Raw genomic sequence first — 23786 nt, 5'->3', positions numbered from 1 at the left:
TGACGAAGACCGTCCGTGCTGGCGATCATCGCGACACCTCCCTTCCCGGCGCGGACAGCACGCCCTGCTCCTCCAGCCGCAGCGACTGCTCTTCCAGGGACTGGGCCTGCGCCGACAGGCCATGTCGACGACAGAGCGCGGCGAGCGCCCGCGCCGTCTCGGCCACGCTGCTCGCCTTCACCTCCTGCGCCGAGGACGCCTCCGCCACGGCCAACGCCGAGCGCCACGCCTGGGTCGCGAGCGCGCCCTTCCCGAGGTCGGCCCAGGCCTGCCCCGCGAGGCGATAACCCTCCATGGCGAGCAGGGGCTCCCCCGCCGACCGCGAGCACTCGGCGCCTCGGACATACGCGGCGGCGGCCAGCTCCGGCTTTCGCTCGAGGTGGTACAGGGCCCCCATGCCCAGCTGCGCCTGCGCCGCCAGCTGCGGCAAGCCCTCCCGCTCCGCGCGGGCATAGGCGTCCTCGTAGTGCTCCAGCGCCTTGGCGGGCTGCCCGAAGTGGGTGAGATAGCTCGCCAGGATGAGCTCCATGAGCAGCGCCTCGCGCGGCAGGCCGGACTCGAGGCACAGGTCTCGCGCCTCACGCTGCAAGCGAATGGCGTCGACCTTCTTCTGCCGCAGGGCCTGGGCCGCGAGCAGCACCTTCTGGCGGATCTGCCGTCCTGGCGCTCCAGCGATGGCGGGCGCCACGCCCGCGCCCCGCAAGGCCTCGTCCAGGGCTCCCGGCGCTGGCGTGGGCATTCCCTTGCGCGCAGGAGGCGTCACCCCCCTCGGCCAGGCCGCGCCCGTCTGCGCGGGCCCGGGAGCCGTGGCCGACGTCGAACCGGCGCGCTCCACCATCCGCGCGAGCTCCGCCTGCAAGGCGGCATCGTCCACCCGACAGGTGACGCAGAGGCCCCGCGCCCCGAGCCAATCCATGAGAGGGCCGGACGAAGAGGTGTCGAGCTCCACCACCACCCACCGCACCGCCGCCAGCTTCGGCGCCTCCAGCAACACGCGCAGCTCCCGTTGCCACTCCCGGGCCGCCGCCATGCGCGTGGGCGCCAGGACCACCAGCGCGCCCTCGAGCGGCGCGCACCGGGCGTCCAGCACCTGGCCCAGCAGCACCGCGAAGGCCGTCAGCCCATCGCCTCGCTCCGGACGGGGGGCAGGCAACGCCGGCAGCGCCATCCCCTCCTTCGCCAGCGCCTCGCGCCGCGCGGCGTGCTGCTCACGGACCCGGTGCGCGCGCAGGTCCCAGCCGCGGCCCTCCTCGCCGTAGGCATCCTCCAGCAGGAAGAACGGACTCACGTTGTCCGCATGGAACTCCTGTCCCATCACCACCTCGAGCACGGAAGCCCGCAGGTCGGTGGTGGTCACCACGTGAAGCAGTCGCAGCGACTTCTCACGCGCGAACCAGGCGGCATCCTCCGCCAGGGCGCGCAGCGGCTTCGCGATTGAGTCCACGACATCCCCCGAGGTCGACGCGCTCGCTAGTTGATCTTCACCATCAGGCCGGTGATTTCGTTGATCCCGGTGGCCGACGAGGTGACCTTCCCCCCGGAGCTCGACACGCCCTCCGGCGACACCTTCACCGAGCTTCCCTTCGAGCTCAGGGTGACCTCCGTGCTGCCGGTGATTTCGACGGTGCCGTCCTTCTTGAGCGAGATGCTCGCGTTGCCACACACGAGGTTCAGCTCGCTCGTGGCGGTCACGTCGATCTTCGAGCCCTCGTACTTCATCGAGCCCGCGCTGTTGTGGATCTCGATGGTCTTGGACTGTCCCGCGACGTCGATCTTCCCCTCCAGGGTGATGCTCACCTCGCCCTGGAGGGCCTTCACCTGCGCGTCGCCCTTCATCTCGTACACGCCGGTGACGTGGTCCTTCCGGTAGCCGGTGACGGTCAGGTCGTCGTTGCCGTTGATGGTCTCCTGGCGGTTGCCATTGACGGTGAGCGTCTCCTGCGTCTTCACCGTCGCCTCCCGCCCGCCATCCAGCGTCAGCGTCTCCTTCCCGGTGACCCTCTCCGTGCGGGTGGCCTTGATGGTGATGTCCTCGTCCTGGTCCACCGTCTCCGTCCGCTTGCCCTTGACGGTGGTCGTCTCGTCCTTGTCCACGGACTTGGTGCGCTTGCCCGTCACCGACATCGACTGGTCACCGCCCACCGTCTCCGACTGCGAGCCGTCCACCGCGTTCGTCTGGTTCGCCTTCACCGACGTGGAGTGGTTGTGCAACACCACCTCGTTGAAGTCCTTCTGCGCGTGCAGGAAGATCTCCTCGGCGTCCTTGGCGTCCTCGAAGCGCAGCTCGTTGAACCCATCGCTGTCCTTGGAGCTCGACGTGCGGATGGTGCTGCGCGTCTTGTGCTCGGGCAGCGCATACGGGGGCGTGTTCTTCCCGTTGTAGACACAGCCCACCACCAGCGGCCGGTCCGGGTCCCCCTCCAGGAAGTCCACCAGCACCTCCATCCCGATGCGCGGCAGGAAGACGAAGCCCCACCCCAGCCCCGCCCACGCCTGCGCCACGCGCAGGAAGCAGGAGCTCTTCTCGTCCCGCTTCCCCTGTCGATCCCAATGGAACTGCACCTTGATGCGGCCGTGCTCGTCGGTGTGGATCTCCTCGCTGGACGGCCCCACCACCGTCGCCGTCTGCAACCCCGCCATCCTCGCGCGCGGACGCCGACGCTCGGGCTTGAAGGGCACATCCAGCGGGATGCACTCGAACGTGTTGCGATAGCGCTCGCGCGGCTCGCCCGGCGCGCGCAACGACAGCGAATCCTGCGTCAGCTCCTCGGACGCGTCGCCGTGGTGCTCCACCCGGGTGAGCAGGTACCACTGGTCCAGCGCCGCATGGCCGTGTCCCGTCAGCTCGAACATGTAGCCCGGCGTGAAGCCCGTCACGTAGCCCTCACCGAGCCCCCGCTTGCCCTCGGCCTGGAAGGCCTGACGGCGCTGGAGCTCCTGCTTCTGGGCCGGCTCGTACTTGTACTTCTTCTCCTTCACGTCATACGGCCCCAGCAGCGGCGCGGGGTACTCGTAGGACTCGCGCTCCCGGCCCAGCTCGTCCTTGCTCCGGGACTCGCGCGTCAAATCGTAGTCCGGGTGTGTCCAGTTGAAATCCCGCACCACCGTACTGGTGGTGCGCAGCTGCTGCGAATAGTCGAAGTGACGAAGGCACTCATCCGACGCGGTCGCCGCCTCCGGTCCCCGCACCGTGATGGGCGTGCCCATCACCGCCTGACACGCGGGCGACTGCTCGTTCTCCTCGATGAGGACCAGCTCCTCCTTCTCCCCCGAGTGGTCGAAGTAGAAGACGATGCCCTCCTCCTCCATGAGGCGCTGGAGGAAGTCCAGGTCCGACTCCCGGTACTGCACGCAGTACTCACGCGGCAGGTACTCGCGGTTGAGCTCCAGCCGGAAGGGCCGCTCGAAGGGCCTCAGCGCCTGGAGGAGCACCTCCTCGAGAACCTCCGGGACGGTCTTCTCCTGGAAGATGCGCTGGTCCTTGCGCAACGACAGCGCCCAGAGCGCGGGCACCACGTGCGCGCGCGCCAGCAGATGCCCCGCCTGCGTGCCCAGGTGCTCCACCCGGTGGACGATGCCGCACAGGCGGCGCGCGCCCGCCTCATGGGCGATGAGCACCTCCGCCGACGAGCCGAGCAGCCCGTCCACGTCCGCGTCCAGGTGCTCGTTGGCCAGGTCCACCCCGCAGGTGTAGAGCTCGCTGAGCCCCTCGCGCGCGTGCAAGGCCACCACGCGCCAGCCCGCGCCGGGCGCCGCGCTGGATTGGAAGGAGAAGCGCACCTTGTCCAACGGCGCCTGACCACCGAGGGCCTGCACCACCCCGGACAAGGCCTCCAACCCGCCCACGGCGCCCAGGGCGCCCTGCGCCACGGCCGCGACCTGTTGGATGCGCTGGACCTGCTGAGTCGCCTGCTGAACGCCTGGCATCTGCCGCAGGGCACTCTCCAGCGGCTTCACCGCCTGGACGGGCGGCTCACCGGCTCGCACCTGACGGGCGGCCGTCTCCGCTTCCCGGACTCCCTGCGCTGCCTTTCCAACCTGGCGCAGCACGTCGTCTGATGAATCCGACACGCGGCATCCCCCTGGAATCTCGAGAGCCTTCTGCGATGGCTGTCATATCGCAGCGGGCGCTGGGGAAAAAGGTGGCGCAAGCATTTACACGCCCCGCCTCCCCCTCACCCGCAAGGGATTGCACCACGGCTGGCGAAGGCACGCCGGTGACGGGCCTTGTCACGGCATGAACAACTCCGCCTCCCCGTGGACCTCGTCGTTGTAGCCATAGCCGCCCACCACCAGCACCTTGCCCAGGGGCAGCAGCGTGGCCGTGGCATTCGCGCGAGGCGTCAACACGCCGCTGGTGGACGTCCACTGTCCGGTGGCCGGGTCATACAGCTCACAAGGCGAGAGGAAATAGAGGTCCTGGTATCCCCCGTAGCCTCCGGCGATGAGCACCTTTCCGGACGGCAGGAGCGTGGCCGTGTGAGCCCCGCGCTTCTCCGCGAAGGGCGGCGTCTGGGTCCACGTCCCCGTGGCCAGCTCATAGCGCTCCGCCGTCGCCAGCGAGCCCTTCCCCATCTCCTCCGCATAGCCGCCCACCACCAGCACGTCGCCCGTCGGCAGCGACGTCGCCGTGTGCCCGCCGCGCCGGGCCCCCAGGCTCGCCGCGGGGGACCACTGCTCCGTCGCCGGGTCGTAGAGCTCCGCGCTCTGGAGCGGAGCCGAGACGCCCGACGCATGCGCGAAGCCGCCCGCCACCAACACCTTGCCCGAGGGAAGCAGGGTCGCCGTGTGCGCGGCGCGCGCCGTCGCCATCGGCCCCGTGCGGGACCACGTCCCCGCGACGGGGTCATACAGCTCCGCCGTGGCGAGTGTTCCATTGTCGTCATGACCGCCCGCGACCAGGACCTTGCCGGAGGCCAGACGCGTGGCCGAGTGCAGGTCCCGCCCCTTCTCGAGCCTGCCTCCCGTCAGCCATTCCTCCCGGGCAGGGTCGAAGAGCTCCACTTCGGCCACGTGCTCTCCCCCGTTGTAGCCGCCCACGACCAGGACGCCGCCGGAGGGCAGCAGGGTCGCGGTGTGGCCATCACGCGCCACGCGAAGGGGCGCCAACGCGCGCCAGGTCCCCGCCACGGAGTCATACCGCTCGACCGCGGAGAGATAGGCGCCCGAGGAGACCAACCGGTTGCTGCCCCCCACCACCAGGACCTGGCCGCTCGGCAGGAGCGTGGCCGTATGGTTCCCACGCTGCACGAGCAGGCGGTCCGCGGTCGTCCACGTCTTCGTCCCCGGGTCATACACCTCGGCCGACGCGAGCTCGCCCCCCGTCCCCTGCCCTCCCACCAGCAGCACCTTCCCCGCATCCAGCAGGATGGCCTCGTGGCCATGTCGGGCCGCCGCGAGCGGCACCGTGGCAGACCACGTCCCGGTCTCCGGGTCGAAGAGCTCCGTCGAGGCGAGCGCCTCCCCGCGGGCACCGAGCCCCCCCGCCACCAACACCTGGCCGGAGCGCAGCAACGTCGCCGTGTGGCCGTACCGGGGTGTCGCCAGTGGAGGCCCCGGCGTCACCACCCGCGTCGCCACATCGACCAGCACCGTCGAGCCCAGGGCCCCGCCCGCACGCCTCCCACCCGTCACCAGCACCCGCCCGGAGGCGAGCGACGTCGCCGTGTGGTCGATGCGGCCCTCCCCCACCGCGTCGATTTGCGTCCACATCTCCGTCCCCGAATCGTAGACATCCGCGCTGGTCGGATACGCGCCGCCCTCCGTCGTCCCTCCCGTCACCAGCACCTTCTCCCCCGCATCCACCACGGTGGCCACGGGGTGGTTGCGGGCCACGGGCGCGCTGGCGGTGGTGCTCCACTTGGGCACCGGGTCGCCCTCATGCCCCGGGAAGTAGAGCTCCGAGGTGGTGACCACCGAGTTGCCATCGAAGCCTCCCGTCACCAGCACCTTGCCGCTCTCCAGGAGGGCGGCGGCGTGGCCATGGCGCGCCGTCGAGGGGCTCACCGCGGCGGTCCAGGTGAAGTCCTCGCTCACCAGTTCCGCGCTCTTCAGCGCGCCCGTCGCGTTGCGGCCGCCCGTCACCAGCACCGTGCCCGACACCAACCGCACCGCCACGTGGTCGACTCGCGGCGTGGACATCCTCCCCGCGGCGGCCCAGGTCCGCGCCCTGGCGGAGTAGCCCTCCGAGACGTCGAGCGGAGCCCCCGAGGACTCGCCTCCCGTCACCAGCACCACGCCGGTGTACAGGAGCGTCGCCGTGTGGCCCGAGCGCGCCGCCGTGAGCCGGCCCGTGCCGTCCATCTTCGGGCACTCCGGAATGCCGATGGCGGAGAACGTCACCTGCGTGGACGCCCCCAGCTTGCTGCTCGCGGTGAGCGTGAAGGTCGCCGCGGGAGGAGGGATGCACTCGGGCGCGGTCCATTCCACCTCCGTCGTCGTGGCCGTGTCGCGAGCCTGGCCCAGACTCCCCACGTTCGACGACCAGGTGAACTGGAGCGCTTCTCCCGCGGGGTCCTTCGCGCCCGCCTGGAGCCGCAACGTCCCCTTCTTCTCCACGTAGAGCACCGGGGCCGGCACCTGCTCGAAGGACGGCGTGCAGACCTCCGGATGGCGTTGGCACCAGGTCTTCTCGCCCTCGTCGAAGTCGACACACCCCGCGAGGAACACCAGGGCGCCCGAGAGCAGGACGATGAACCACGAGCACGTCTTCACGGCCACCTCCCGGAGACGAAGGCCGACGTGCCATCCGTCCCCAACACCAGTCCTGGCTCCGGAGGCCGCGACGCGCCGCCCCACAGATACAGACCCGCGGCCACGCCCAGCCCCACCACGCCCGCGCCCGCGAGCACCGCGCTCACCGTCTGATAGGTCCTCCCCCGCGAGGCCGTGTCCTTCATCTCGGACATCGTCGCGGGTGCGCCGGACGCCTGCGTCAGCTTGGAGTGCTGTCCCCGGGCCAACATCCACGTCACGCCCGAGCCTAGCAGCAGGCCTCCACCCACCGCGCCCGACAGCCACACCCTCCGCGGGAGGGAGGCGTCCTTCCCGGGCACCGCCACATCCGAGACCTCCGTGGTCACCCGGCGCGGGCCCTCCGGCTCGCGGGGTGGCGCCGCCGCGGCCAGCTCTCGCTTCACCTGTCCTCGCAGCGACTCGAAGCGCTCGGAGACCTTGGGCGACACGGAGAGCGGGAGCTTCGCGTCCGGCTGGAGGAACAGCGCCGCCTTGAACGCCGCGTCGGACGAGGTCGGCTGCCCGAGGTCCGCCAGGATGACGCCCTCGAAGAGCGACAACAGGGCGTCGTCCGACTGGCTCTTCGACAGCCGCTTGGCTCGGGAGATCTGCTCCAGCGCCTGCTCATACTCGAGGTCGTTGTAGAGGCGGGTCGCGGCCAGCACATAGGGCCGCACCCCGCTCGGCTCCTGCGCCCTCACCGGGACGGGCACGAGCACACTCCCCAACGCCAGGCTCATCACCACCACGAGAATGAGACGCGTCCGCACAGAGGTCTTCATGGGCTCCACGAGCAATCAGTCCGTCGTGAAGCCGCAGATGAAGACAGACACCGGCACCCTGGCGACAGGGCCTCGCGAGACTGTCGTGATTCCGACAGTAAATCCGACTCAGGTCTTCCGTGTCTGGAGAAAGCTCGAATCCAGACGGAATGAGCCCTGCGCACCTGTTGCGCGGGCCTCCGCGAGCAGCCGTCACCCGCGGAGGACCCGGCCCCACCGTGGAGGACACGGTGGGAGCCCGACTTCAGGGACGACAGTCGGACGCGTTGTTGTCGCTGGTGTCCTTGTTGTTGAGGACGAACGGGAACCCGCACCCGGCCGGGGAGCCACACGACTCGCGGCCCGCGAGCGGGTTGCCGCACCCGTCGCCGTCGCGGTCCTCGTACCAGACCAACCGCTGGAAGACGCCCGCACGGGTGTCGTCGCAGTCATCCGGCTCGGTCGCCAGATAGGTCCCCTGCACCAGGACGTTGCCCGTCGTGGGGTCCACCAGGTTCGTCGGGTTGGTGCACCAGCGCAGCTTGAAGCCAGGGCCCGAGTGGCCATCCCGGTCCGCGTCTCCATACCAGAGCCGCGTTCCGCCCGCGGAGGCCGGCAGGTCCGGGTCCACGTCGTTCTTGTCCCCGTCGCAGTCGTTGTCCACCTGGTCGGAGAAGGCCCCCGCCTCACACAGCTCCGTCTGGCCGGGATTCACGCTCGCGTTGCCGTCGTTGCAGTCGTTCTCCACCGCGACGTAGCCCGCGGGGCGCACGCACCGCCTCAGCGTGTCCGTCTTCACACCGAAGCCATCTCCATCCGCGTCGCGGTACCAGGCGGTGCCGTTGACGGCGCCCTCCGTGTTCCCGTCGCAGTTGTTGTCCACCTGCGGGCCCGTCAGCTCGCAGACCTCCGACTGCGCGGGGCTGATGCTGGCGCTGGTGTCATCGCAATCCGTGCGGTTGCTGACGTACCCCGGGCCAGGAGACGCGCACGACGCCACCGCGCTCACGGCGCCGTTGCCATAGCCATCTCCATCCGCGTCCGGGAACCAGGAGCGGGTGGCGATGCCCTCGTCCACGGCGCCGTCGCAGTCGTTGTCCAGGGAGTCGCACAGCTCGGGCGCGCCGGGCTTCACCGTGGCGTTGCCGTCATGGCAGTCCACCTTGCTGTTCACGTAGCCCGGGGGCGCGGTGCAGGCGAGGACGCGGAAGGTCTCGTTGGTGGTGCCCACGCCGTCTCCATCCGCGTCCGGATACCAGGCGTTGAGCACGCCCTCGTCCACGGCGCCGTCGCAGTTGTTGTCCCGGCCATCGCAGACCTCCGTCGCACCCGGGCGGACCGCGGAGCGGGAGTCGTCGCAGTCCTGGTTGTTGGAGACATGACCCGCCGCGGAGCAGGCGACGACCACGACGAGCGGGTTGCCGTAGCCGTCCCCATCCGCGTCACGGAAGAAGTTGGACTTCACGCCTTCGTCGGTGTCGAAGTTGCAGTTGTTGTCGAGGCCATCGCAGACCTCCACGGCCCCCGGATACATCCTCGGCCCGTTCGGTCCGGTGTCGTTGCAGTCGTCGCTGACGGCGGAGTAGCCGTTGGGGCGGGTGCACGCCAGCGTGGTCGCCGTCGGCACGCCGTGACCATCGCCATCCACGTCGCGGTAGAAGGTCGTCTGGACGCCCTCGTCCACGGCGCCGTCGCAGTTGTTGTCCCGGAGGTCGCAGACCTCGGGGGCGCCCGGATGTGTGGTGTTGCGGGTGTCGTCGCAGTCCGAACTGCTCGCCACATGCTGAGGAGGGGCCGCGCAGGCCTTCACGGCCGCCGCGTCGCTGCGGCCGAAGCCGTCGCCATCGCTGTCGGGATACCAGGATGGCCAGTGGTTCTGGTCGTCATCGATGGCCCCGTCGCAGTTGTTGTCCTTGCCGTCGCAGACCTCGGGGGCGCCTTGGTAGATGGAGGCGTCATTGTCGGTCGTGTAGGCCGGGTTCTCCGGAGGCGCCTCACACTCCTGGCCAAGCTCGGGCACGTAGGCAATCCAGCCCGAGGTCTCGGGCGGAGCACAGCGCCGCTGCGCGGTGCTGAGGTAGACCGCCCTGTCACCATCCAGGTCCAGGACCCAATCCTTGGGATTCGCCGGATTCGCACCCGGCTCATCCCCCTTCAGCCCGTCGCAGTTGTTGTCGATCTCCGCCTCCGGGGTGGCCTCGCAGAGCTCGTCCGCGCCGGGATAGACGGTGTTGAGCGTGTCATCGCAGTCGCCGTCCGTGAGCGCCCGCTTGCTGCCAGCCGCCGGCTCACCACACACCCGCGAGGAACCCGCGCTCGTTCCGAACCCATCACTGTCGTTGTCCACGAACCACGTGCGAGGACCATGGCCGAGCACCAGGTAGACGGCGCCCTGGCTGCTGTTGAAGCCCGGCGCGCCCACGGCGAAGTCGGCCGAGCCGTCCGCGTCCACGTCGCCGAGCGCCACCAGCGACCTGCCCAGCTCGCTGGTCGCCGCGGCCCCCATGAGGCGGGCGACCGACAGCAGCGCGACGTTCCCCGTGAACCGGGTCGCGGAGCCATACACCGTGTAGACGGCGCCCATGTTGCTGGTGTGGCCCGGCGCGCCGATGAGGAGGTCCTTGAAGCCATCGCCGTTGATGTCGCCCGGCGCGAGGACGGCGGTGCCCGCCAGGTCCGCCGCGATGCCCGTGAAGCGAGGCTGCGCCGCCAGGGGGAACGGCGTCGAGGTGACGCTGCCGCCGTACACGACGTAGGCCTTGCCCGCCACGCTGCCCGAGGCCGGAGCGCCGATGAGCAGGTCCTCCAGTCCGTCGTTGTCCAGGTCGCCCGCGCTGGCCACCGCGGAGCCCACGAGCTCTCCCGCCACGGCCCCCGTCAGCACGAGGTTCGCCGTCGAGAAGCTCTGCAGTCCGGAGACCGGACCGAAGAAGACGAAGACGGCGCCAGCGTCCACCAATGTGCCCGCGTCATACCGTGGCGCGCCCACCACCAGGTCCTTCGTCCCGTCGCCATTCACGTCCACCACGGCCACGGACGTCCCCGCCTGGTAGTTGGCCTGGTTCAGGCCGCCCAGCACCTTGATGGGCGCGGACGAGAGCTGCCCGCTCGAGGTCGTCGTCACCGGGCCGTTGAAGGCATAGATGGCCCCCGTGTCCTGATAGGCCACGGACGAGTCGAAGAAGGGCGCCCCCACGATGACGTCGGGAGTCCCGTCTCCCGTGATGTCTCCCACCGCCAGCGCGGTCCCCGCCTGCTCCGGAGAGGTCGTCACGCCCCGCAAGCGATGGCTCGTCGCGGTGAGCGGCCGGTCTCCACCGAAGATGGTGTTGCCGTCGACTGGATAGGCAATGCCTTGCGCGGTGGTGAACCCCGGGGCGCCCATGAGCAGATCGCTCGGGCCGCCCGCGACGAAGTCTCCCACCGCGACGGAGGTGCCCAGGCGATTCGAGGCCACCTCTCCTTCGTAGCGCGTCGAATAGAAGCGGATGTCCAAGAGGTGGGGCAAAGGTTGCCCCAGGGGAACGACGTGGGTGTAGCCCTTGAGCGCCGACGTGGTGCCGATGCCCGGCGCGCCCACGACGAGCTCGGGGATGCCGTCTCCATTCAAATCGCCCGCGGCGAGCGACGCGCCCGCTCGGGAGCTCGCGGCGCCCGTGAAGCGTCTCGTGGCCGCGGCGGGGAGCGCGGTGGCGGCGGCGGGGGTCCACTTGCAAATGGGGTCCCCGGGCAACTCCTGCGCCTGGGTCGCGGAGTCCTGGGTCTCGCTCGTCTCCGGCTCGGAACACGCAGCCAGGGCGAGCCCCGACAGGAGCAATGCCAATCGTCTATTCACGGCCATGCCTTTGGTGGAAGGGCCCCGGGAAAGGGCAAGCGCCTTCTACACGCACACCCAAAGTACGAGCAGCGGATTTCGCCTTTCAATCAGTCGGAGCCCGTTCAGCGCAGCGAGGCTGCACAACTACAATCCACGACAACCCCTTCGTCCTCATACAGACAGACCCGGACTCCCAGTCCCATGCCATGTCAGACACGACCCCGGGCGCGCCGTCGGCGTGTGTCAATCCTGTCTTGAGCCTGTGATTCCAAGTGCAGACAAGGCTTTGCGAGTGTCTCCACGGCGCCTGGAGGGGGTTCAGCTTCACCCCACCCTGGGCCCGCACCGTGCTACGAGGGCCTCATGTCGAAGACGCCGCCCACCCCCCGCCCGCCTGTCATCCTCGTGGGCGTCCAGTTCCCCACCGTGTCGGACACGGAGCACGCCGCGGACCTCGCGGAGTTGAAGCGACTGGTGCACACCCTGGGCTACGACGCCGTCGCCACGGTGAGCCAACGCCGGGGCGCGCTCGCCACCGGGACGGTGCTCGGCAAGGGGAAGCTCAAGGATCTGGCCGCGCTCACCGGCGGCCCGGGCGTCGTGTCGTCGGGTGCGCGCGACAGGACCAGCAAGGCCCGCGCGAAGTGGGAGGCCGCCGAGGAGGAGGGCACCGAGGAGGCCGCCCCCGAGCCCACGGGCGAGCCCCCCGAGGGAGCGGACGCCCCCGTGGAGGACGAGGAGGACTTCGACGCGGAAGACGAGGAGACGTCCGAGACCGGGCTGGACGCGAGCGGTCCCCGCCCCACGATGGTGGTGGTGGACCACGAGCTCTCCCCCAGCCAGCTTCGCAACCTGGAGAAGGCCACCGGCGTCCCGGTGATGGACCGCACCGGCGTCATCGTCGACATCTTCCACCGGCACGCGCGCAGCCACGAGGCCCGCATGCAGGTGGAGATTGCCCGGCTCAGCTACCTGGCGCCCCGGCTCCGGGAGTCCTCGGGCGGGAGCGAGCGCCAGCAGGGGCGCGGCTCGGGTGACTCCGCGGTGGAGCTGGACCGGCGGAAGATTCGCGACCGGCTCGCGGAGCTGCGCGCGGGGCTCGCCGCCATCGAGAAGGAGCAGGACCAGCGTCGGTACGCCCGCCGCGAGCAGCTCCGGGTGGCCCTGGTCGGCTACACCAACGCGGGCAAGTCCTCGATGATGCGCGCCCTCACGGGGAGCGAGGTCCTGGTCGCCGACCAGCTCTTCGCCACCCTGGACACCACCGTGCGCGCGCTGCACCCGGAGACGCGCCCCCGCGTGCTCGTCTCGGACACCGTGGGCTTCATCCAGAAGCTGCCGCACGACCTGGTCGCCTCGTTCCGCTCCACCCTGGACGAGGCGCTGGAGGCGTCGCTGCTGCTGTACGTGGTGGACGCGTCCGATCCGACGTGGCCCGCCCAGCTGGAGGTCACCCGGTCCGTGCTGCGAGAGATTGGCGCGGACGTGGTGCCGAGCAAGCTGCTGCTCAACAAGTGCGACCGGTTGGATGAGGCCGCGCGCGACGCCCTGCGCGCCGAGCATCCTGAGGCGGTGCTGCTGTCCGCCCACCGCCCCGAGGACGTCGCCGGGCTGCGGCTGGACATCCTGCGCTTCTTCGAGGCGTCCATGGTGGAGGCCCAGCTGAGCATCCCCTACTCAAGCCAGGGACGCATCGGCGAGGTGTATGAGCACACCACCGTGCTGGCCGAGGCGTACGACGAGCACGGCCGGAAGCTGCGCGTGCGCGGCCTGCCCGGGGCGATTGCCCGGCTCACACGCGCCTTTCCCGCCGAGCCAACAAAGGAGGACTGACTCCCATCCAGGGCTCCTGAAGCTCGGCGTTTGAGAAAACAGGGCGACGATTCAACAGACGGACCCTGCGTTCATCTGGCGGATGGTTGTCCGCGCATTCCTGTTGTTAGGGAGGTCGGGTCCACCTTGAAAGGGGTTCCCGATGTCTCACTGGAGAAGTGTCGTCGCATTGGTCGCGGGTTTGTCGAGCACCACGTCGCTGGCGGAAGCGCCTGTCTTCCGTGCACAGCAGGACCGCGTGGGGTTGATGCGCGATGCGCGGGGCCGAGCGCATTACCTCGTCGACCTGGAGGACTCCGCGGCGCACGCGTTCCTGGCGAAGGCAGCGCCCCCGGCCGACGGCTTCGACAGCCACCACGACCTGCCGACCCGGCACCTGGTCAATGACTTGAGGCTGGCGCACGCGGTCACCCCCACGAACCTCATCAGCCACGTCGGCAAGGGCTTCTCGGCCTATCTCACCGAGGAGCAGGTGGAGCGGCTGAGCAAGGACCCTCGCGTCAAGCGGCTGACCGAGGATGCCCCCGTGGACTTCAGCGCCGTGTGGAGCAACTCCGGCACGACGACCGTGATTCCCTGGGGCATCCAAGCCGTCGGTGGGTCGCAGACGAGCAATGGCTCGCGCACCGTCTACGTGCTCGACACCGGCGTGGCGCCTCACTCGAACCTCCCGTTCGTCGAGCGGCTCGTGGCCATGCCCGGAAACTCCCCCACGGGCTGCTATCCGCACGCGACGCATGTGGCGGGAATCATCGGCGCCAGGCCCACGCCCCAGGGCGGAGTGGTGGGCGTCAACAAGGGGGCGCGCATCGTCTCGGTGGCCGTCGGACAGAACGACCCGGGCGTCACGACCTGCTCGTCCGGCGGGAACACCGTGGGAATCGGGTTGGGGCTGGACCTCGTCTACGAGCGCATCCTCGCCTCCGGCACGGTCGGCATCATCAACATCTCGATGAACGGCCCCGACTTCAAGGAAGGCAGGGCCCTCGGCGACAAGCTGCGGGTCCTCGCGACGCCGAACCCGTCCGTGGGATATCCCGGCGCGTTCATCGCCCAGTCCGCCGGGAACGACCACCGGGACGCGTGCAACTATTCCTTCAACACGCCGAGCCCCAGCGACGGAATCATGGTCGTCGGCGCCATCGACAACAATGCACAGCCCGTCCAGCAGTTGGCGGGCGTGGACCACATTCGCAACCAGCCGCTCGCGGGTGATGGCGCGGGCTCGAACTACGGCCGGTGCGTGGAGACGTGGGCACCCGGTCAGGTCATCCGCTCGACGTGGCCCGGGGGCTACGCCGACCTGTCCGGTACGTCGATGGCGGCGCCGCACGTCGCGGGCCTCGCCGCGTTCCTCGCGGAATCGCAAGGACTGACGACCCCCGCGCAGATTGAACAGGCGGTCCGGGCGCGCCACGTGACGAACTCCGGCTCCACCGCGACGATGCCCAATCTACAGCTGCAGTCCGTGATTTCCCAGCCCACGGTGGCGCTCGGAAACAACGGCCTCGCCAGCCACTTCCAGCAATACAACACCGACCCGTTCATCCTGCGCTATGGCTCGGCCGGCGCGGCGCGCTGCTCCATCAAGACCTATCGGAACAACGTCCTGCTTTCCCAGAACCTCAACCTCACGCCCAACGACACGGTGCCCACGGCGCCTCAGACGTCGGGCCAGTACCGGTGGGTGCTGGAGTGCGCGAATGCCGCCAACACGCGCTCCGCCACCACCCAGATCACGGCGACCATCCTGCGAGGCGTCTCCAAGGTGGTCTGGGTCATCCAGAGCACGAGCACGGGCAATGTCCCGCAGGAGTTCTCCGGAGCGAGCACCCGCATCAACACGAACCGGTTCAGCTGGGCCCCCAACACGACGGTGTCCCAGCGCTACGAGAGCGTGGGCGCCGACTCGTGCGTGGTGACGACCACGGGGCTCAACAACTTCGGTTGGGCCACCACGGAGCTGTGGAGCAGCGGCACCTATCCCCCGTCGGTCGACTTCGGGACGCTCCACCTGGGCAACCCCGCCACGCAGCCGGCGCCCGGGCCCTTCGAACTGATTCGCTGGCACGTCCAGTGTTCCAACGCCGAAGGCAGCACCCTGGGCGCCACGATTCACGGCTTCCAGAGTCTCTGAGACGAGCGCTGACGCGAGGACGCCGGGCTTCCCAGGGTGGAGGCCCGGCATCCCTGGCCGCGCACTACTTCACGCAGTTGCCCCAGCCGCGCTTGCCGTTCATGACGGACATCTCCCAGTAGCGCGTGCCCGCGTTGTAGTCGACGCTCACGCCGTCGGTGAAGCTGTTGTCATCGAACTTCCCGCCCACGCCGGAGAGCGCACACGCGACGCCGCCCGGGTTGTACGCCAGCGTCTCCGTGAAGCCGCCCGGGTCGCCGGCGATCCACAGCCAGCCGCCATGGTCCTCGGGCACGTTCACGCAGACGGCCCGGCCGCCACCGGCGCCCGACAGGTTGCCACCCAGGTACCAGTTGATGCCGTCGTTCCACACGCGCACGTAGTCGGAGTTCGACGTGAAGCCGCCCGACGCCGTCACCTGCGTGAGGAAGCACCGGCGCTGCGCCGTCACGGCGCCGAGCAGCCTCGCCGCCTGGCCCTGGGCCCAGGACATCTCCGTCGTCCGGCCGGCCGACGTGTAGATGCACTGCACGCCCACGCCCAGCGCCTTGCTGTTGTTGTGGCTCACGAACAGGATGTAGTCGCCCGCGGACTGGAGCACGCCGCCGGTGGCCCAGCGCCCCGCCACGGCCGGCTTCATGTTGCCTTGCAGCCCGGAGAGGAAGCACGTCCGGCCCGTCATCGACCCGATGTTGGTGGACGTGTAGCCGTTGGCCGAGGTCCCCCACCAGTAGGCGTTCTCGACGCCGACGGCCTGGGCCACCGCGCCCGTCTCCTCCGAGGGGACCTCCGCCACGGGCGCCGGGGCCCCCTCGGCGCCCAGGTCCTCCTGCTCCACGCCACAGCCCACCGCGAAGGCCGCCAGCGGCATGGCCAGACACCAGCGCTTCATCACATTCATCCGGTTCATCGTCCCAACCCTTTCCAGTGCGACATCGGAACGCTCCCGCGCGTGACGCCACGGGATGTGGCGCAGCGGGGCAGAGCGGGTTGGCCCCTGAGCAACGGGGGTGCCAGCGGCCTCTCCCTCTGAGGGCCCTGGCGCTCCGGCAAGCCTTGCTGGGAATCCGAACGAATGGGGCGGCAAGGCTCGCCGGAGGACGGCAAGGCTTGCCGTCCACGAGGGAGTCCGGGGCGAGGCTTCGCCCATGGGGCGCGTCACCGCCTGGACAATAGGTCGGAGGTGCGAGACAGGCGCCCGGCGCCCAGTCGCAGCAGCTCGAGGCGCAGCCCCGGAGCCTCCTGGAGGAGCCAATCGAACCGCGAGCGCTCCAGCTTCATCAGCAGACAGGCGGTGACCGTCCGGACCGAGGCCGTCACCAGCTTGCTGCGCAGCAGTGAAATCTCGCCGAACACATCGCCCTCCTTCAGCTCCACATAGGCCGTCTCGTGACCATCCAGGTGCGGGTGGAACACCGAGCATCGGCCGCGCAGGAGCACGAAGAGGGCCTGCGCCGCCTCGCCTCGGTTCAGGATCCGCTCACCTGCCTGGAGCACGACAGGCTCCAGCGAGTCCTCGACCGCGCCACGCAACGATGGAGACAGCCCCGAGAACACGGGACTGCCTCGCAGCGCCCCCTTCCGGGCCTCCTCGAGGTCCGACACGAGCAAGCGCTCCGGCTTCGTGTCCACGGCGCACGGAGGGAGGGGGTCCCGCGACGAAGCGTGGGGCAGACCACGCCGAGCCTGGAGCTCCTCGAGCAGGCTCCGGGCCCAGGCGTGTCTCAGGTCGAGTTGGAGCATGACCTTGCACACCGCGATGGCGCGCAGCACCCAGCCCGTCCTGGACCAGGATTCGGCGAGGACCTGATACTCGGCGAGGGCCTCCCGGGTCCTCCCCATCCTCTGCAGCAGCTCCGCCACCTTCTGCCGGTAGGTGAGCCCGTCGGGAGCCAGGCGCACCGCTTCACGGAAGGCCGCGAGCGAACCCTCCAGGTCGCCCGAGGCCAGCAGCTCCGCGCCGAGGTCTCTCGCGTTTCGCAAGTCCTCGGAGGTGTCCTCCGGCGTCTCCTCGGGAGGCGACACGCGGGACGGACGACGGCGCTCCGCGGGAACAACCTCCGCGGTAGGAATCAGACGCAAGTGTTTGGGCATGGGCGTCTCCAGTTCGAGGCCCTGGACCCCCATAGCAAGCGGAGCGCCACGCTCGACCCCAGGGGCACTCGAGGGTTCAAGGCCGCACGGGCGCCCCGCTTGCGCGTCAATCCAACGCAAGCGAGTCACGCTGACGCGTCAATCCTCGGATGAGCCTGGTTCAAGAGCGACCCCTCCCCCAGTGAATCCTTCTTGACAGAGAGTCGCACCTCGAGAGAGATTCGTCTTCACCATGAACAATATCAGCTCACTCCCCAAGTCTCAGTCGGCTCGGTCTCCGCAGAACGTCGAGACCGAAGAGTTCAAGCTGGAGATGCTCGACTGCGGCCCTGGCTATACCTACTCCAACAGCGAGGCCGTCTGTTTCAGCTGCTTCTGCGGCAGCGGCTGTCTGTGTGGCTGCACGGGCACGTCCGAGACCAACGCCTGATCAAACGCCCGTACGCCGACGCCTGTGGTCTCTCTGCGTGAACTGCCATTCCTGGGTGTCGGCATCGGCTTTCGGCCGGAGCTACAGAAGGAGCAGTCGAGGCATCTGGATCGGATCGACTGGTTCGAGCTGATCGCCGACCGCTACCTCCGCTCCGTGCCGGAGAGCATCGAGCGCGCCAGGGCCATGAAGGGCCGACAGGCGCTCGTCCCCCATGGTCTCGAGCTGTCCGTCGGGACCGAGGGGCCGCTCGACCTTCAATACTGTGACGAGGTCGCCGAGCTGGTGCGCACGCTGCGCGCGCCGTTCTACAGCGACCACCTGTGCATGACGAAGGCAGGGGGCTTCGAGATCGGCCAGCTCACGCCGCTGCCGTTCACGGAGGCCGCCGCGCGCCGCGCGGCCCGGAAGGCCCGTGACATCCAGCGGCTGCTGGGCGTGCCTTTCCTCTTGGAGAACGTCTCCTACAGCTTCGCCTTCCCCAGCCCGATGACCGAGCAGGCCTTCGTGTCGCGCGTCGTCACCGAGGCGGACTGCGGCCTCCTGCTGGACCTCACCAACGTCTTCATCAACTCCCAGAACCACCGGTACGACCCTTACGCCTTCCTGGAGGCGCTCCCGCTGGACCGCGTCATCCAGATCCACCTGGCGGGGGGCGAGAAGCACGGCGGACGCTGGGTGGACAGCCACAGCCAGTCCGTCGACGCGCACCCCGAGGTGTGGCGCCTGCTGGAGTACGTCGTCGCTCGCAGCCCCGTGCGCGCCGTGCTGATTGAGCGGGACCAGAACTTCCCCTCGGAGTTCCAGGAGATGCTCCAGGACATCGAGCACGCCCGGGAGATCCTCGGACGCCGAGGCGCCGTGGAGGCTCCCGCTCCCGCCGCGCTTCCCCCGGAGTTGGACGCATCCCCTGCCCTCCTGCCCGTGGATGAGCCGCGCTTCCAGGCCGCGCTGGCCCGCCTCATCGTGGACCCGGGCCTGCGCCAGCGCTTCCTGGAGGCGCCGGCCGCGACGTGTGCCTCGCTGGAGCTGAGCGCCCCCGCCACCGAGGCGCTGCTCCAGGCGGGCCCCGCGCACATCGACCTGTTCGGGCGCGAGGTCTCCGCCAAGCGCTTCGCGCTGCTGGCCAAGATCGCCCCGGCGACCCTCAAGCTGCTCCAGAAGGAGCGGCTGCTGCACGGCCTCACCACCCGCTTCGTCACCACGTACCTGCCCCGTGAGTCACGGGAGTTCCCCAATCGCTCCGTGCGCGATGGCTTCTGGCTGCTCGACCTGGTGGAGCGGATGTTCGCCGACGGCGAGTTCCAGCTCGCGCACCTGCGAGACATCGCCCGCTTCGAGCGCGCGCAGCTGAGCCTCTACTCCACGCAGCCGCCGGTGGAGAGCGCGCTGGCCGCCCGCGCCGCGCGCGATGCGCGCCCGGAGCCCACCGACGCCGAGCTGCTCACGGCGCGCCCCCGCCTGGGCGCCCACACGCAGGTGGAGCGCTTCGGGTGTGACGTCATCGAAGCCATCCGCCGGGTGACGAGCGGCGCCTCGCTGGAGGACGTCGCCACCACGCCCACCCTCATCCTCTTCCTCAAGGCCCCAGGCTGGCGCAACGTGCAGCCCATGGGCATCAACGAGCGCACGGCCACGGTGCTCGCGCTGTGCGATGGCCAGTGCACCACCGCGGAGCTGCTCGCTCGGCTCGCGTCGCGGGGCTCGACAGAGGACAAGGACCGGACCGAAGCGGGGGGCCTGAAGCTCATCCGAGACCTCTACCGCCTGGGCGCCCTCATGCTGGACTTCGGCATGGAGCAGTGAACGTCGGGCGCCCGTCAGACAGGAGCATCGCTTGCGCATCTGTGCCGTCATGAAGTACCCGCCGATTCAAGGCGGGGTGAGCGCCCAGTCGTATTGGATGGCACGCGGGCTGGCCGAGGCGGGCCACGAGGTCCACGTCGTCACCAACGCGGACGAAGTGGAGCCGGAGCACCGCATCATCTTCGACGAGGATGACCGGGAGTGGCTGGCGCCCTCGTTCCGGCAAGGCCGCGTGCACCTCCACGGCACCGAGCCGCTCTCCCCGACGCTCACGCACATCCCCCAGTCGAATCCCTTCACCGGCAAGCTGGCTGGCAGCGCGGCGGAGGTGGTGCGTCGGTATGGCTGCGACTTGATCTACAGCTACTACCTGGAGCCCTACGGGGTGGCGGCGCACCTGGCCTCGTCGTGGACCGGCGTGCCCTATCTGGTGCGCAACGCGGGCAGCGACGTCGGCCGCCTCATGAACCACCTGGGCCTGTCCACCACCTACCGCGAGGTCCTTCGCCGCGCCGATGGCATCTGCTCGGGCAGCCCCTATCCCTACCTGGGCATGGGCGTTCGCCCCGAGGCGCTCTACCGCGGCCCTCCCTCCCACCTGCCGCGCGCGTGCTTCAACCCGGAGGTGGCCCCGCTGGACATCCCCCTGCATGCCGCGCGCATGCAGCGCGAGCATCCGCACCTGGTCTCCAACTCGCGCCCCATCGACCCCTCGGTCCCCATCATCGGGGTGTACGGCAAGCTCGGCATCGCCAAGGGCTCGTATGACTTGCTGCGCGCGCTCGCGCGGCTCAAGGCCGAGGGGCGCCGCTTCCAGCTCGTCGCGCTGGCGCGCAGCCGCAACATGGACACCTACTTCCGTGTGGTCGAGGACCTGGGGCTGGCCGCCACCACGTGGGTGCTGCCCTTCGTGCCGCACTGGAAGGTCGGCCGCTTCATCCGCGCCTGCCGCGCGGTCTGCTTCCTGGAGCGCGACTTCCCCATCACCTTCCACGCGCCCACCGTTCCGCGCGAGGTGCTCGCCTCGGGGACGTGCCTCATCCTGTCGGGGGAGATCGCCGGCAAGCAGCGCTTCCGCGAGCGCATCGTGGCGGGGGAGAACGCGCTGGTCGTCCCCGATCCCAAGGTCCACGCGGACCTGGCCAACGCCCTGCGGTTGGTCATCGACGACGCGGCGCTGGCGGCGCGCATCGGCCAGAAGGGCGCGGAGCTGCTCGTCGACGGGCGTGAGGAGCAGCCGCCGGGCCGGGGCTACGAGCCCATCTTCCAGGACGTGCTCGAGCGGCGCGGGGGGCGTCCCTCCACCCTGCCCCTGGTGGACCGGGGGCTGCCCGAGACGCGGGAGGAGGCGCTGCGCACGCTCGTCCCCGCCCTCTTCGAGGCGCTCGGGGAGCGCGCCGGTGTCGCGGTGGCGTCCTTCGCGTCGGCACATCCGAGCTCCGGCCCCAGCTACTTCGAGGACGCCGCGGCCTTCTGCGAGTGGGTCCTGAATCACCAGACGCAAGGTGACGCGCGGCTGCGGGACGTCGCCCGCTATTGCGAGCGCCTCGTCTGGCTGGGGACGACCCGCGCCGAGGAGCTGCGCATCCCCCTCTTCAACCGGGTGGACCGGTGGGGCGCCGACAATCGGACCGCGCCCATCCAGGCGATGCTCCGCCGGGTCCCCACGCGCTCCAACCTGCTGCGCATCGAGCGGTTCGAGGTGCTGCCGCCCGGGCTTCCTCCTGGCCGGGAGGACTCCAGCGCCGGCGCGTGCATCGTCGTGTTCCACAAGCAGCCCAACATGAACGGCCACCACTTCCGCGTGAACGCGTGGACCGCGGGCCTGCTCGAGCGGTGCGACGGGACGAAGACGGCGCAGGAGCTCCTCGACGCGGAGGCCGCGCGGACGGGGCGCCCGCCCGAGGAGATCGAACGCCCCCTGCTCGAGGCGCTGCAGCTCTTCCATCAGAAGGGCCTCATCGTCCTCTCGGCGCCGGACAGCTCCATCAACGTGGCGTTCAGTCACGCCTGAGTCCAAGAGCCCTGGCATGTGCGGCATCGCGGGGATGTTCGGAGGGGTGGACGAGCAGCTGCTCTCGAGGATGAGGCACCGCCTCGCCCACCGGGGGCCGGATGGCTCGGGCGCGGCGGTCCTGGGCCATGCGGCCCTGACCAGCACACGGCTGAGCCTCGTCGATTTCGAGACGGGCGCGCAGCCCATGCGAGGGCGGGAGGGCCAGCCCGTGCTCGTCTACAACGGAGAGCTCTACAATCACCAGGAGCTGCGCTCACGACTGGAGGCGCGCGGCGTCCGGTTCCAGGGGCGGAGTGACACGGAGGTCCTCCTGCGGGCCTTCGAGCACGAGGGGCTGCGCTGCGTCGAGGCGCTGGAGGGCATGTATGCCTTCGCGGCGACGGATGGCGAGCAGCTCTGGCTGGCCAGGGACCCGTTCGGCATCAAGCCGCTCCTCTACGCCCTCGTGGATGGCGGACGGCGGCTCGTGTTCGCCTCGGAGTTGAAGGCCCTGCTGGAGGAGCCCGCGGTGCCTCGGCAGCTGGACCGCGCGTCACTCTTCGAGTGGTCGACGCTCCACAATGTGCTCGGGGACAAGACGTTCTTCCGCGCGGTGCGCGAGGTGCCCGCGGGGGGCACCCTCACGGTGCGGCGCGGGCCGGATGGGGTGCTGCGGCTCGAGCACGGCCGACACGGGGAGCCGCGCCCGGTGGAGCTCCCCAGCGAGCCCGGGGCGCTCGTGGAGGCCCTGCACAGCCGACTGCGCGCCTCCGTGCGAGGGCAGCGGGTCGCGGACCACGAGGTGGGGGTCTTCCTCTCGGGCGGGCTCGACAGCTCCCTGCTCACGGCGCTGCTCACCGAGGTGGGCGGTGCGCAAGTCCACACCTTCACCGCCGCGGAGTCCGCGGAGCACCCCGACGTGCAGGCGAGCCGGGAGCTCGCGGCGCTGCTCGGCACGGAGCACCACGAGTACCTGTTCTCGTCCGAGCGACTGGTGCGGGCGCTGCCCGAGACCATCGTGAGCCTGGAGGCGCCGATGGAGGCCTCCCTGGTGGAGAGCGCGGCGCCGGACATCCGAGGGCACGTGAAGACGGTGCTCTGTGGCGACGGCGCGGACGAGCTGTTCGCCGGCTATGCCGTCCATGCCTCCCCCGAGCCGTGGGTCCGCGCGTCGATGGAGAACTACAACCGGCTCATCCGCACCCGCCGGGTGGCGCCGGAGGAGTGCCGCGAGGCCAAGGCGGTGCTCTCCACCATGGCGGCGCGCGACCCGCACGTGCTGCGCGAGGCGGTCCACCGCTTCTTCCTCGACAGTCCGCTGCGCTACTCACATCTGCGGGTCTGGGACCACGGCTCGATGGCGCATGGCCTGGAGGTGCGGGTGCCATTCCTGGACACCCGGGTTCGAGACCTGGCCCTCGCGCTGCCGTGGTCCTGGCGCCTGCGCGGAGAGACCCGGAAGGTGCTGCTGCGCGAGGTCGCCCGACGCGTGCTGCCCACATCCATCGCCGAGCACATCATCCAGCGCCCGAAGCTCGCCGCGCCCTCCGCGGTGGCGGGTGCCACGGAGCGCCTCAAGCGGCTCGCCGAGACGCTCGTTCCACCCGAGCATCAAGAGCGACACCCCTTCGGGCACTTCTGCGCCCGTCCCATCGAGCTTCTGCGGCTCGACCTGTTCATCCTCCTCTTCGTCGGGCGAGGAGGCAGGCTGCCCGAGGGCTTCCGCACGGAGGACCTCTATGGTGCGTATCGCGAAGAGCTCACCGCGGCGCTCGCGCAGGCCGCTGGCTGAGCGGTGCGCGCTCCTCGCGCCGCACGAGTCATGGCGCGGACACGGTCGGCGCGGGCCAGGTCCCTGACCCGGTGCGGTGCGATATCGCTGCGCGCACCATGTCCTTGAGCTTGCCCCAGTTCCGTGAACACCCGAGATGTGATGAAGGGGTTCAGGGATGTCCACGGATACGAAGCAGAGAAGGAAGCGCCGCAGCTTCACCTCCGAGTTCAAGGCGGAGACTGTCTGGCTGGTACTGGAGGAGGGCAAGACAGTGGGCTAAACCGAGGTTCGTCATCGGCGATCCCTTTACGGACCCGATGGGAGTAGCGGGACCAATCTACGGAAGGAGTCCTCTCGGTGGATGTCGAGCGTTCGCACTTCCGAGAGAACCTCCTCCATGAAA

13 protein-coding genes are annotated in these 23786 nt (G+C 69.8%); 6 read left to right on the top strand and 7 right to left on the bottom strand.

What is annotated here, in order from left to right:
- Positions 1 to 25: 25 nt before the first annotated feature.
- The 5 genes from LXT21_RS41055 to LXT21_RS41035 form a co-directional block, all read right to left on the bottom strand.
- Positions 26 to 1444, bottom strand: coding sequence for a hypothetical protein (locus LXT21_RS41055; protein WP_254043719.1), 1419 nt, complete (start codon positions 1442 to 1444; stop codon positions 26 to 28).
- A 26-nt stretch (positions 1445 to 1470) separates the two neighbouring features.
- A complete protein-coding gene (locus LXT21_RS41050; RefSeq protein ID WP_254043718.1) occupies positions 1471 to 4071 on the bottom strand; it encodes a type VI secretion system Vgr family protein in 2601 nt (866 codons plus the stop codon).
- A 159-nt stretch (positions 4072 to 4230) separates the two neighbouring features.
- Complete coding sequence (locus tag LXT21_RS45585; RefSeq protein ID WP_254043717.1) at positions 4231 to 6714, bottom strand: kelch repeat-containing protein; 2484 nt, start codon at positions 6712 to 6714, stop codon at positions 4231 to 4233.
- Positions 6711 to 7517: a hypothetical protein gene (locus LXT21_RS41040; RefSeq protein ID WP_254043716.1), complete on the bottom strand. Its 807-nt coding sequence runs from the start codon at positions 7515 to 7517 to the stop codon at positions 6711 to 6713. The genes LXT21_RS45585 and LXT21_RS41040 overlap by 4 nt, the downstream gene beginning before the upstream one ends.
- A gap of 244 nt (positions 7518 to 7761) precedes the next feature.
- A complete protein-coding gene (locus LXT21_RS41035; protein ID WP_254043715.1) occupies positions 7762 to 11319 on the bottom strand; it encodes a MopE-related protein in 3558 nt (1185 codons plus the stop codon).
- 357 nt (positions 11320 to 11676) lie between these two features.
- On the opposite strand from LXT21_RS41035, the gene hflX reads away from it, so the two are divergent.
- Together hflX and LXT21_RS41025 are read left to right on the top strand one after the other, a co-directional pair.
- Positions 11677 to 13146 (top strand): GTPase HflX, encoded by a 1470-nt coding sequence (hflX, locus tag LXT21_RS41030; RefSeq protein ID WP_254043714.1) that lies wholly within the window; start codon positions 11677 to 11679, stop codon positions 13144 to 13146.
- A gap of 142 nt (positions 13147 to 13288) precedes the next feature.
- A complete protein-coding gene (locus tag LXT21_RS41025) occupies positions 13289 to 15283 on the top strand; it encodes a S8 family serine peptidase (protein WP_254043713.1) in 1995 nt (664 codons plus the stop codon).
- A 64-nt stretch (positions 15284 to 15347) separates the two neighbouring features.
- On the opposite strand, the gene LXT21_RS41020 is transcribed toward LXT21_RS41025, so the two are convergent.
- Together LXT21_RS41020 and LXT21_RS41015 are read right to left on the bottom strand one after the other, a co-directional pair.
- A complete protein-coding gene (locus LXT21_RS41020) occupies positions 15348 to 16193 on the bottom strand; it encodes a hypothetical protein (RefSeq protein WP_254043712.1) in 846 nt (281 codons plus the stop codon).
- A gap of 248 nt (positions 16194 to 16441) precedes the next feature.
- Complete coding sequence (locus tag LXT21_RS41015; RefSeq protein ID WP_254043711.1) at positions 16442 to 17377, bottom strand: cyclic nucleotide-binding domain-containing protein; 936 nt, start codon at positions 17375 to 17377, stop codon at positions 16442 to 16444.
- Positions 17378 to 17609: 232 nt separating this feature from the next.
- On the opposite strand from LXT21_RS41015, the gene LXT21_RS41010 reads away from it, so the two are divergent.
- The 4 genes from LXT21_RS41010 to asnB are packed head-to-tail and all read left to right on the top strand — an operon-like array spanning position 17610 to position 23401.
- Positions 17610 to 17807, top strand: coding sequence for a hypothetical protein (locus LXT21_RS41010; RefSeq protein ID WP_254043710.1), 198 nt, complete (start codon positions 17610 to 17612; stop codon positions 17805 to 17807).
- A gap of 24 nt (positions 17808 to 17831) precedes the next feature.
- Positions 17832 to 19613: a DUF692 domain-containing protein gene (locus LXT21_RS41005; protein ID WP_254043709.1), complete on the top strand. Its 1782-nt coding sequence runs from the start codon at positions 17832 to 17834 to the stop codon at positions 19611 to 19613.
- Positions 19614 to 19644: 31 nt separating this feature from the next.
- Positions 19645 to 21627 carry a glycosyltransferase gene (locus LXT21_RS41000; RefSeq protein WP_254043708.1) on the top strand — a complete coding sequence of 661 codons (1983 nt, stop codon included), beginning with the start codon at positions 19645 to 19647 and terminating at the stop codon, positions 21625 to 21627.
- 16 nt (positions 21628 to 21643) lie between these two features.
- Positions 21644 to 23401: an asparagine synthase (glutamine-hydrolyzing) gene (gene asnB, locus LXT21_RS40995; RefSeq protein ID WP_254043707.1), complete on the top strand. Its 1758-nt coding sequence runs from the start codon at positions 21644 to 21646 to the stop codon at positions 23399 to 23401.
- Positions 23402 to 23786: the final 385 nt, after the last annotated feature.

It is taken from the genome of Myxococcus guangdongensis (assembly GCF_024198255.1).
Classification (GTDB): domain Bacteria; phylum Myxococcota; class Myxococcia; order Myxococcales; family Myxococcaceae; genus Myxococcus; species Myxococcus guangdongensis.
The sequence above is the reverse complement of the archived record's forward strand: the minus strand, read 5'-3'. Positions and strand labels throughout refer to the sequence as shown.